7 protein-coding genes are annotated in these 11,723 nt (G+C 63.1%); 3 read left to right on the top strand and 4 right to left on the bottom strand.

The features are described from left to right. Positions 1–798, top strand: a 798-nt coding sequence (locus ABS769_RS19045; RefSeq protein WP_350498243.1) for an ATP-binding protein, incomplete at its 5' end; no start/stop codon positions are given. A 411-nt stretch (positions 799–1,209) separates the two neighbouring features. Then, positions 1,210–4,692 (top strand): hybrid sensor histidine kinase/response regulator, encoded by a 3,483-nt coding sequence (locus ABS769_RS19040; RefSeq protein ID WP_350498244.1) that lies wholly within the window; start codon positions 1,210–1,212, stop codon positions 4,690–4,692. 75 nt (positions 4,693–4,767) lie between these two features. On the opposite strand, the gene mdtD is transcribed toward ABS769_RS19040, so the two are convergent. Then, a complete protein-coding gene (mdtD, locus tag ABS769_RS19035) occupies positions 4,768–6,189 on the bottom strand; it encodes a multidrug transporter subunit MdtD (RefSeq protein ID WP_317062852.1) in 1,422 nt (473 codons plus the stop codon). Positions 6,190–6,635: 446 nt separating this feature from the next. On the opposite strand from mdtD, the gene ABS769_RS19030 reads away from it, so the two are divergent. Further along, a complete protein-coding gene (locus ABS769_RS19030; RefSeq protein ID WP_317062853.1) occupies positions 6,636–8,171 on the top strand; it encodes a helix-turn-helix domain-containing protein in 1,536 nt (511 codons plus the stop codon). On the opposite strand, the gene ABS769_RS19025 is transcribed toward ABS769_RS19030, so the two are convergent. From ABS769_RS19025 to ABS769_RS19015, 3 genes are read right to left on the bottom strand one after another with little or no spacing between them, the layout of a single operon-like run. Next, on the bottom strand, positions 8,168–9,952 hold the full coding sequence (locus ABS769_RS19025; RefSeq protein ID WP_317062854.1) for a hypothetical protein: 1,785 nt from the start codon (positions 9,950–9,952) through the stop codon (positions 8,168–8,170). The two genes, ABS769_RS19030 and ABS769_RS19025, sit on opposite strands and share 4 nt — an antisense overlap. A gap of 39 nt (positions 9,953–9,991) precedes the next feature. Then, positions 9,992–10,678, bottom strand: coding sequence for a glycoside hydrolase domain-containing protein (locus ABS769_RS19020; RefSeq protein WP_317062855.1), 687 nt, complete (start codon positions 10,676–10,678; stop codon positions 9,992–9,994). A 41-nt stretch (positions 10,679–10,719) separates the two neighbouring features. Next, a complete protein-coding gene (locus ABS769_RS19015; RefSeq protein ID WP_350498242.1) occupies positions 10,720–11,658 on the bottom strand; it encodes an NUDIX hydrolase in 939 nt (312 codons plus the stop codon). Positions 11,659–11,723: the final 65 nt, after the last annotated feature.

Raw genomic sequence — 11,723 nt, 5'->3', positions numbered from 1 at the left:
GACATCACCGCCAGCGGCGATGTCACCCGCATCCGGCAGATTCTGCTCAATCTGCTCAGCAACGCGATCAAGTTCACCGAGCGCGGCGTGGTCGGTTTGAAGCTGACCACGCTGGGCTCGTATCAGGGTCTGCGTTTCGAGGTGGCCGATACCGGGCCCGGCATCAATGCTGAGCAAAAAGCGCGTCTGTTCCAGCGTTTCGAACAAGGCGACGGCGCCAGGACCACCTCGCGCTATGGTGGCAGCGGCCTGGGTCTGGCGATCTGCCAGGAACTGGCGCTGGCGATGGGGGGGCATGTCGAAGTGATCAGTCGCCTCGGCGCCGGCACGCGCTTCGTGGTCGATCTGCCGCTGCGCTGGGTCGCCTCCAATGCCACGCTCGACAGCGAGGTGGAGCGCGTTAGCGCTGCAATCGATCCGCTGCGCATCCTGCTGGTGGAAGACGACCCGACCATCGCCGAGGTCATCGTTGGCCTGCTGCGTTCGCAAGGCCACTCGGTGGTGCATGCGCCACACGGGCTGGCCGCACTGACCGAAGCGGCCGACAACACCTTCGACCTGGCGTTGCTCGATCTGGATCTGCCGGGCCTGGATGGCTTTGCGCTGGCGCGGCAGCTGCGCGTGTTCGGCTACGACATGCCGCTGGTTGCAGTGACCGCGCGCGCCGACGAAGCGGCCGAACCGACCGCCGAGCAAGCCGGATTCGACAGTTTCCTGCGCAAGCCACTCACCGGCGACATGCTGGCTAACACCATTGCCGATGCGTTGAGACGCAAGCTTCCGCGCGAGGACGGATAGAGCGGGTGCTCAGGCAGCGCAGACAAGTGGTATCCGTGCGTCGTGCGGCGCCTTCGTCGGGTAACGGGCAGCTTGAACAGCGATGCGTAATGCCGGCGATCTTGCTGGGCATCCGGATCCTTTCGGCTGGACGCAGTCCTGTGCGCTGTGTTCGTGACCACTGCAGCAGACAGCGGATTGGTCTGTGACACTGCCCTACGCGTCGTAGGCATGGGAAAGATGAGCGGCAGTAGCGGTACGAGCGGGCTCGGGCTTGCCCGCACCGCGCGCGGCCCGCACTATGCGCCGACTTGTCGTGAAGCTGATCCAGTGCGCTTTCTATCTCGCTTCGCCCATTGGCCGCTTGTTGCTCTCTGGGTGTGCCTCTGTTTGGTAGTGCTTCCTGTGCGGGCGCGAACGCCAGTGACACCGGTGCCCATCCAGCTGACGATTGCCGATGGACTTCCGTCCGACACGATCAATGAATTGGCCGAGGACAAGCAGGGCTATCTGTGGCTTGCTAGCGATGACGGATTGGCCAGATTCGATGGACGCAACTACCGCATCTGGCGGATGGAAGATGGGCTGACCAGCAACGTGGTGTGGACCATCTGTGTCGATGCCAACGATCGGGTGTGGATGGGTTTCGAGGATGGCGGCGTTGGCTATCTGGAAGCGAACACGCGCATATTCAAGCGGCTGGAAGATCCGCACTTTCCGGAACTGCGCGATGCCACGTTGTGGGCGTTGGCACACACGCCCGACGGCGATGTCTGGATCGGGACCGCGAAGCAGGGCGTGTATCGGTATCGTCCCGACGGGAGCATGCAGCACTTCTCTGCCACGGCCGCTGATTCCGCTAGTTTGCCGTCCGACAACATCGTCGGTTTTGAAGTTGCGCCTGACGGCTCCTTGTGGATCGGCACCTGGGGCGGGCTTGTGCACTGGGATGGCCGACGCCTGGAGCGGGTGCCGCTCCCGGGTCCGTCACAATCAGTCAACAGGTTGTATATGGAACCGGACGGCAAGGTGCTATGGGTTGCCGATATCGAGGGAAATACGTTCCAGTTCAGCGCTGTTGGGCGGTCCGTGCCTCGCCCCTGGCAAAGCGTCACGGCCACGCCGCAGGTCAAAGGTGTGCTGCTGCGCGATCGACTCGGGCGCTACTGGCTGGATACCGATGTCGGCCTTGGCATGAGCGCCGGCGGCGCGCCCATCAAACGCGTGCCGATCTACAGTTTTTCAGCGCACGGCCTGGTCAACCGGAACTGGATCACCTCCTACCAGGACCGCGAAGGAGGGCTGTGGTTTGCCAGCCTGGAGGGCGGGTTGTGGCATCTGCCCCCGCGTTGGGACACCTTCGCGCTGTTCTCGCGCCGCGCAGATGATACGCAGTCCCTCGCCAACCCATCGGTCGTTGCGACAGCGCCTTCGATCTCGGGCGGGATCTGGCTGGTCGGTACACGAAGTGCGCTTGAGTACTTCGATCCAGTCACCGGCCGAGTGAAGCAACATCTGGCGCCGGTCGATCCAGAGCGCATTCCCGAGACCATGATCGAAAGCAGACAGGGAATTGTCTGGATCGGCGTACAGGAAACGCTGGTGCGATACGACCCGCGGACGCGGGAAGTCAGGCGTTGGCCGCTGCTCCAGCACAGGGATCCGGCAGCCGATCCGGAAAATGTGGGCAGACCCGGCAGGATGGCCGAGGATGCGCAGGGACGCATCTGGGTCGCGTTGCTGACGCATGGGGTGCAGCTCTGGAGCAGCGAAGGGCAGCTGCTCAGGACGATCGACTATGGAAGCCATGGGCTGAAGGCGCTGACCGTCCTGGACATGCGTATCGGGCCCGATGGACAGATCTGGCTGAGCAACAACGCCGGACTATGGCGATGGGACCCGGCTGCCGACCGCTTCGTCCCGGTACCCGGCGCGCCGTCCCTGCCAACCTACGTGTTTCGACTGGGAGAGGGCGGCATTGTCTGGGTTGGATTGGCAGGAGAGTTGCGGCGGTATCTCTGGAACGGTACGCAGCTCACGCATCTGGATACAGTGGGGAAGGATCAGGAGTTTCCGAGGGTGTCGCCGACCGGCCTGGTGGTCGATGCCGCCGGCGTGGCCTGGGCCTCCAGTCATCGTGGGCTGATTCGAGTCGACCCCGGCAGCAAGCTGGTGCGTGTGTACGACGTGCATGACGGGCTTCCCAGCTCGCCCATGCAGGTGGCCACGCTGGTGCAGGCAAGCACGGGACAGATCCTGGGTGGCACATCCGATGGGATCGTGGTCTTCGATCCGGCGATGATGCGTCCGAATTTGCGCCGGCCGCAGCTGTTGATCGAGCGTGTCAGCGTGCGACGCGGTGAGCGTGAACTGGATGTCACCGGCAGAGCGCCGCTACAGATGCAGGACGGCGATCGTGACCTGCATATCGTCGCGCGGATGCCCACTTTCACCAGTCCCGAGTCCACAAGTTACCGCTTCCGTCTCAGCGGCTACGATCCGGACTGGATCGATGTGGGCGCCACGGGCGAGCGCTTGTTTTCGCGCCTGCCACCGGGTCATTACACGCTGGAAGTGCAGGGGCGCACGGCAGACGGCATCTGGTCGGCGAGCCAGACCCTGCGCTTCCAGGTATTGCCGCCGTGGTGGCTGGCGCCATGGGGACTGGTTTTTCTGGGTCTGCTCGCGCTATGCGTCATTGCCGCGGCGGTGCTGTCATATCGCCGCCGCCTGCGCCGCTTGAACACATTGCAGCTGGCGATGCACAAGCAGGAAATTGCCGAGCAGGCCTCGCTCGCCAAGACACGTTTCCTGGCCACGCTCGGCCACGAAGTACGCACCCCGATGACTGGTGTGCTGGGCATGAGCGAGTTATTGCTCAAGACCTCGTTGGACAACAAACAGCGCAGCTACACCGAATCGATCCGGCGTGCCGGCGCGCATCTGCTGCGGTTGGTCAACGATGCGCTGGATCTGGCGCGGATCGAATCCGGGCGCCTGGAACTAGATCTGGAGCCCTTTTCGGTGCGCCAATTGGTGGCCGAAGTGGAAGGCTTGATGGCGCCACTGGCGCAGGAGCGTGGCCTGCGTTTCAGCCTGGAAGTGGGCCTGCTCGGCGACATCACCGCCAGCGGCGATGTCACCCGCATCCGGCAGATTCTGCTCAATCTGCTCAGCAACGCGATCAAGTTCACCGAGCGCGGCGTGGTCGGTTTGAAGCTGACCACGCTGGGCTCGTATCAGGGTCTGCGTTTCGAGGTGGCCGATACCGGGCCGGGTATCAATGCCGAGCAAAAGGCGCGTCTGTTCCAGCGTTTCGAACAAGGCGACGGCGCCAGGACCACCTCGCGCTACGGTGGCAGCGGCCTGGGTCTGGCGATCTGCCAGGAACTGGCAATGGCGATGGGGGGGCATATCGAAGTGATCAGTCGCCTCGGCGCCGGCACGCGCTTTGTCGTCGATCTGCCGCTGCGTTGGGTCGCCTCCAACGCCACGCTCGGCGGCGAGGTGGCGCGTGCCGGTGGAGCGGTCGCAACGCAGCGCATCCTGCTGGTGGAAGATGACCCGACCATCGCCGAGGTCATCGTTGGCCTGCTGCGTTCGCAAGGCCACTCGGTGGTGCACGCACCGCACGGGCTGGCCGCGCTGACCGAAGCGGCCGACAACACCTTCGACCTGGCGTTGCTCGATCTGGATCTGCCGGGCCTGGATGGCTTTGCGCTGGCGCGTCAGCTGCGCGTGTTCGGCTACGACATGCCGCTGATTGCAGTAACCGCGCGTTCTGATGAAGCAGCCGAGCCTACTGCGGAGCAAGCCGGATTCGACAGCTTCCTGCGCAAGCCACTCACCGGCGACATGCTCGCCGACACCATCGCCGAGGCGTTGCGAAGCAAGCGCCTGCGCGAGGAGATTTAAGAACTATTGCCGCGCTTGAACTCCCGGGTGGTGATTCGCTCACGCATTGCGCCAGTTGCTGCCGCACACGTATGGCTACTCGGCAACTTCTTCCACATGTTTGGGATGCGGCCGTGTTTCGGCCAGCTGCCAGAAGATCAATGTCGACGACAAGGTGATGCCGCCGACGCACAGGAAGGTGGCATGCAGCGCTGCGGTGGCGCCGTGGCTGTCGCCAAGATGCGTGTTGAAGGCGGCCAGCAGACTGCCCGCTGCTGCCGCGCCGAAGCCGGTGGCCAACATCATCACCATCGACAGCAGGCTATTGCCGGGGCTGGCCTGGTCGCGGTCCAGATCACGTAAGGTGACGGTATTCATGACGGTAAATTGCAGCGAGTTCACCGCGCCAAAGCACGCCAGATGCAGCAAGCGCAGCCAGAGCGGTTGACCGACATCGATCAAGGCGAAGCTGGCCATCGCCAGTCCCACCAATACGGTGTTGAGCATCAGGATGCGGCGGTAACCGAAGCGGCCCACCAACTTGACGGCGGCGCGTTTGGCGGCCATGCCGGCCAGCGCCACCGGCACCATCATCAGCCCGGCATGCATCGGGCTCATACCCAGGCCCACCTGCAATAACAGCGGAATCAGGAACGGCATCGAGCCGCTGCCGACACGCGCAAACAGATTGCCCAAAATACCGATGCGAAAGCTGGCCACCTTGAACAAGGCCAGCGGAAACAACGCCGCTGGCGCGCTGGCCGCATGCAGCCAGTACCCGGCCAACGCCGCCAGCCCGCCGATCGCCAGCAGCATCACGAAGGCGTGGCGCAGGCCGAGTTCGGAGATGCCGTCCAAGGCCAACGACAGCGCCACCATGCCGAACGCCAGCATCAGGTAGCCGATCAGATCGAAGCGTTTGCGCGCATCGCCATAGTGATCCGGCATGATCTTGAGTGCAGCGATGAACCCGATCACGCCGATCGGCAGATTGATCAAGAACACCCAATGCCAGGAAGCGACTTCGACCAGGTAGCCACCCAAGGTGGGGCCGATCAGCGGACCGATCAGCGCCGGAATCGCGATGAAACTCATCGCACGCAGGAAGTCGGCGCGCGCCACCGTCTTGAGCACCGCCAGGCGGCCCACCGGCAGCAACATCGCGCCGCCGATGCCTTGCACCACGCGCGCGGCCACCAGCTGCGGCAACTGCTGTGCGGCCGCGCACAGCAACGAGCCCAGCGTGAACACGATGATCGCAGCCAGGAAGGTGCGCCGCGTGCCGAAGCGGTCCGCAATCCAGCCCGATGCGGGGATGAACATCGCTACCGCCAACGCATAACTGAAAACCACCGACTGCATCTGCAGCGGGCTTTCATGCAGGCTCGCCGCCATCGACGGCAACGCGGTGTTGACGATGGTCGCATCCAGCATCTGCATGAAGATTGCCAGCGACACCAGCCACAGCAACGGCTTGATGCTGTCGTAGTCACGTAAGACGGGAACGGGCTGAGACATGAGCATCGTCGTAGGGAGGACGACGCATTATCCCCGCGCCACTGTGCAGAAAGTCGCAACGGCATGCGGTACGCCGTTGCTTGAGTCCGTCGCAGCGATGTATCGCTGCATCGGCAACGAATGAGACGAACCTCACCCAATTGAATGTCAGGCCAGCCACACGTCACGAATCGTCGGGACAGGGCAGTGGCGGCGTGCTAATGCCCGATCTGGCTTGCGACAAGCGGTTGATTCGCTGGCGAATCTCTTACGCCTCAAACGGGTCCAGCCAAGGCAAGCAAGGGTTTCCCTGCGTTGCGATGGATCGATCGAGCGGGCGGCGAGGGGAGCGTTGAATTTAAAGAGCGGAATTCATTTCTTGGAGCTTTGCCGACGGTCTGGTCAGGGATGGCGCGACTTGGGTATGGCCGCCTTCTGAGCGCGCCAGTGATCAGGTCGGACATTCCATGGAAAAGCAGATCTTCAATGTGTTACAGCGCGCCTATCTCCCGGGAGATCCCTTGGCGACAATGCTCGGCAAAATCGCTGCGGAACTATCGCAGAGCGAGATATTGAATGGCGCGATATGCGAGTTCGTTGGAGTAGAGGGAAGCGATCCGCTTGATCCGGATCAGGCGAACAACCAGGCAACGATGAAGCGTTGTTTTCCCGTCCAGCACGCCAGGCAAGTGCTCGGCGCGCTACACGTGACCCAGGCCCACGGCGGCATGACCACGCAAGCGATGATGCTGTGTCAGCAGATCGCAAAGTGTTGTGCTTATCTGATCAAGCGCGATGCAGCGCGGACCTTGGCGGAAGATCGGCTCGCTCGATCACTGATGCTGACGGGGGTCTGCGAAGACGTCTGGATGATCGATGCGTTCATCGAGCAGGCCGCAGACAGTCGCTTGCCAGTCATCGTGCGCGGCGAGTTCGGTATCGAGAAGGAGGAAGTGGCGGTTTTGCTGCATGCAACTGCGCCCTGGCGAGAGGGGGCGTTCGTTGCGGTTGACTGCGCCGCACCCGACGACATGCCGGCAACATGGTTCGAGCGCGCGGCGGGAGGAACGCTGTTCCTGCAGGGCGTGGACGAGCTCGACGACGCGCTACAGCGTCAGCTTGCTGGGCATCTTCGGGGTAGATACACACCGTGGGCTGTGTCGGGCTACGAGGCCTTGCCGCGGGTGATCGCCTCCACGACCGCCGATCTGTTGCGCCGCGTGCGTGCGGGGCGCTTCTCACGCGCGCTGCTGTCGCAACTGGATGTCCTGGCAATCGAGCTCGCCCCGTTGCGCAAGCGGCGGGCAGATATCGGCTTTCATGTCGAGCGCGTGCTGGATCGGCATGGCCTGGATCACGGTCAGGTGGTCACCGAAGTGCTGATGGACGCTTTGACCCACTACCCATGGCCGGAAAACCTCCAGGAGCTGGAGCGGGTGGTGCTGCGCCTGGCGGTCATGACCGCCGGCAGGCCGGTCGGCATTGCCGATATCCAGCGCCACGTGCCGCGTCTGCTGGAAGGCCGGGCGCAAGAAGCGCAGCGCGATGCATGCGCGCCGCCGCCAAAGGCCGAGCGTCCAACCGAGCCCACGCCGCCGGAAACGCCTGTCGACTGGATCGACGGCCTTCCGCATCGCCCCGGTCAACGTCTCGCCACCCTGCACGACGCACTGCGGCGCGCCCTGGTGCATCTGGGCGATCACTATGCCGAGCCGCTGACCCTGGGCGAATTGGCCCGGCAGGCGCACGTCAGCCAGTCGCATCTGGGCTTCCTGTTCCGCGACGAACTCGGTACCCCGTTCAAACCGATGCTGCAGCAGCTGCGCATCGAAAAGGCCAAGGAGCTTTTGCATCAGCAACGGAAATTGCGCATCACCGAGGTGGCGCTGAAGGTCGGCTTCGGCGACCTGAGCCATTTCGAGAAGAGCTTCCGACGGCTGGTGGGGGTGAGTCCGCGTGAGTTCCGTAACGCCGGTGCCCAAGTCGGTGCGTCACCGGTCTAGGCGTTAGGTAGCAGTGTCTTGATGGTTTCGTGCTGCTTGGATAGCAGATCACGCAGCACGAACTCTCCGATCAGCGCAGCAGCTGCCTTGCGCTGACCGTCGATGTCTAGCAGCGCTGCATATGTATTGGCACGATCGGACGGGCTGGAATAGAAGGGTGCCTGCGCCTCAGTGGCGGTGGTGAGAGTCAAAAACGCGACGGCCGTTTTTGCGAACGGCGGTTTCTTGTTGTTGACGAACACCACCAACGTGCACTCGTAGCTGATGCCTCCCACCCTTGGCGTGTTGTGTGGTTGGGCCAGGACCTGGACATCCTCGCCGAGCCAGCGTCCGACTGCTTGCTCGAATGCGGCAATGTCCAGCCCTCGTAGCTGCTTGTGGGTCACCCGTGCCACCGCCGCCATGTCCACGCCGGAAAAACGCAATCGGTCGATCGCCAGATAAGGGCTCTGGGCGAGGATGCTCATCAACCGCAGATCATCGCTGAAAGCTGCCGAAAGCACGACCGGCGCGGTGAAGGACGCCGACAGCAGCGTGAGCAGGGTGCCGGTGCCGTAGCGTGCGGCAAGGATGCGCGTGCGCGTTGTATCGGTCGGTTGCCCGTTGACGTAGTCCGGTGCGGCTCCCAACGTGCGTGCACGTACTGATGCCATTAACGCGTTCACCAGCGCGGTGGCGTCGTCGCCAGCTTGCCCGACGTGTCTGCCCGCCATTACATCGAGGACGTCTTGAAAATGCTGCAGCTGCGCTCTGGACGCGTACCAGGCGTGGATTGCGGCCACGCGTTCGCGTCGCTTGGCTTCCTTATGCGCGCCCAGTGCGAGCGGGTCGCTGGCGATCTCGCACAACATCAGCAGATTCTCGCGCAGATGATAATCCAGGTCCGGTAACGGCAATTGCCAACGCTCCTGCGTGCCGCCAGCAGTTGCGATGGTCAGGTGTCCGTTTTCCATCTCCGACCAGATCGTGATCGCTTCGATCGTGTCGCGGCGCGGAAGGCTCACGTCGATCAATTCCATCAGGATGCCGCGTGGACTTGCCGGTTCCGTAACAATCCGGTCGACATAGGTTTCCATGAGGTTGGCGTGCCAGGTGTAACCCAGGCGATAGAGCACGAATGGCTTGATCCCGTCGTTCAGCACGATGCCTGGCGGGGATGGGGTATCGCGCTCCCCGATCTTGGCGATCTCCACACCGGTATAGGCGGACAGGCCGGTGCGGTCACGCTCGAAGACCCTGCGTAATGTCTGCGGCGCGTCACAGGTGACCAGACACCTCACGTCGACTGTGTTCGGACTCCATTGCGCACGTGGAATGGGGTAAAGCTGCTCCGACAGCGGAGATTCGAGGGCCGTCAGCAGACTGAGCTCGAAGGCGATGAGGACGCCGGCCTTCTTCATCTCATCGACGACGATGTCCTCAATTTCCGCATGCAGCGCATCCTGCACGGATGTGGGAAGCCAGGGGTCAATCGCGACCTGCGTGTCCCAATCCGAGCTTCCCGAATCGAACAGGTGCTGGTCCTGCCCTTGCAATAGGTCCATGCATGCTGTGAATGCATTGCCGCCCTTGATGTAGAAGCGTGCCAGCGGCTGGTCGTCGCGCAACATGAATCGCTCGCGCACCGCGATGCATAGACCCGCGATCCGATCCTGGATGGTGCCCAATGCCTGGATCACCGCAGAGCGCACGTTGGGATAGCGCGCCGCGTCGTTGATCCGTTTGGTCAACTCGCCGCTGATCGCACGGCGCAGTTGTTCTTGTTCGGGAGATTCCTTCATGGCGTGGTCTCGGCTCGCAAAGGGGGAGGGTGCGTTTGCTCAGGGAGCGCTTGGATCTGCGGCGTCGGAGTAAGTGAGGTCGATCTGCAGACCATCGCAGGGCGTTCCCGGCAGCGACAGCACCGCGTTCTGTTCGCACTGCCAGAGCGCGGCATGCGCATAACCGCAGCCGGCCGGATCGGATGCGGTCACCGTCTGGATGTCGCCGGCGTAGGTGTGGGTGTTGGCGTTGGCGACGCGCCAGGCCCAGACCTGCAGCGTTGGCCCCGGCGCGAGTGCGGCCACCAGGCTGGCGGCCAGTACGTGCGAGCAATACAGGCCCGGCGCGTAGCCGGCAGCGACCAGTGCCGCGATCCAGGCGCGGATGTACGCGATCCCAGCATCACTGGGTTCCCCGCCGTCTTCCCAGTCAAGATAGACCGTCGCACCAACGGGAAAGCCCTCTTGATCGGCCAGGAAAGCCGCGTTTGCGCCGTCTACGCTGCCCTGGTCTGCGGTCACGGTATGCGAGCCCGGCCCGGCGCTCTGTTGGCCAAGATAGATCGGCGCCAGCCCCCAGCCATTGGCGACCAACGTCGGTCGCCATCCCATCCATCCGGTATCCGCATGGCTGGGCGCAGGCGCCAGGTAATAGCCGCACCAGGCCAGCCCGGTCTGTGTCTTCAACCAGGCGAGCGCGGGCAGTCCCGGAAAGCGGTCGGTGTCAAAGCCGATGTGGAAGGTCATGGTGAAGCTCCGCGTGTGGAGAGGGCTGGTGGAACGGGTAATCAAACAGTGACTTGCAGATGCATGGCGATCAGTGCGTACCAATCGATGGCATGGCGTCTGCTTGTCTGCCACGTTCTGTCATAACTGGTTGGGGTGGGCGAACCCGGATGGGCAATGCGTGCCTGGGCGCAAGCCGCTGTGGTTACATCGGCCGGCGACAGGGCTTGGTAGGTACCCAGATAGGCGCGCAGTTGCGATTTCTCGACGCGTTGCACGCCTTCGATTTCCCAATCGCAGACTGCGCTGCTGGCCGGTCGATTGCCGCTTGCGTGCGGAACAGTGGCCCGATTGATAGATGTCGCAATGTCATCCAGAGAAAGCCTGGTCGAGAAACACGCCAGCCAGAACGATTTGCGTTTCGGGTCGGTCAGTTGCACTGGCGGATCGCTCGGGAAGTCACTCACGTTGTCGAGCGAGAAACCGGTCTCCTCGGCAAACTCGCGCCGCGCCGCAGTCTCGGGAGATTCGCCGTCGTGGATGCCGCCACCGGGCAATGCCCATTGGCCTGCCTGATTGACGATGCCTGGTGGTTGGGAGGCTGCCCAGGCATCGAGCGCGGCCGCGATCGCCTCGGCCTGCGCGCGCGGGGTGTTCCATTGCAGGGGATTGCCGCCGGCAGTGGCGATGCTGGATGCGAGCGTGGCGGTATCGGCCTTGATGCCCGGAGAAAACGGAATGGCCGGGCGGCGTGCAATCGTCACATCGATGAGATTCTGGACTGCGATCAGTGCGTTGTTGGCGATCACTTTCCCGTCGGGAGTGGCGATGCATGCGTTTCTTGCACGATCGAGTGCGCTTGCTGCGTCGGGAAAGACGGGTATCCCGTCGCACAAGACCCCACTTGCCGCCTGGTATGCGTTACCTAGCCGAACCCGGGCGGTGTTCCAATCCTGCGTTGGATCCGCATTGGTCTGACATACCAGCGCAAGTGCTTCCATCGCCAGTACCGGCGCCGCGTATTCCGCCCACCACTGATTGAGTAGGCGTTTGCGCGCAATCAGAT

The organism is Xanthomonas hortorum (assembly GCF_040279205.1).
Taxonomy (GTDB): domain Bacteria; phylum Pseudomonadota; class Gammaproteobacteria; order Xanthomonadales; family Xanthomonadaceae; genus Xanthomonas; species Xanthomonas hortorum_F.
Note: the sequence above shows the minus strand (reverse complement) of the source record. Positions and strands in the feature narration are given on the sequence as shown.

Coding starts and splice junctions, on each gene's coding strand:
- mdtD (WP_317062852.1), bottom strand. CDS start 6,189: ATGTCTCAGCCCGTTCCCGTCTTACGTGACTACGACAGCATCAAGCCG.
- ABS769_RS19030 (WP_317062853.1), top strand. CDS start 6,636: ATGGAAAAGCAGATCTTCAATGTGTTACAGCGCGCCTATCTCCCGGGA.
- ABS769_RS19025 (WP_317062854.1), bottom strand. CDS start 9,952: ATGAAGGAATCTCCCGAACAAGAACAACTGCGCCGTGCGATCAGCGGC.
- ABS769_RS19020 (WP_317062855.1), bottom strand. CDS start 10,678: ATGACCTTCCACATCGGCTTTGACACCGACCGCTTTCCGGGACTGCCC.
- ABS769_RS19015 (WP_350498242.1), bottom strand. CDS start 11,658: ATGGAAGCACTTGCGCTGGTATGTCAGACCAATGCGGATCCAACGCAG.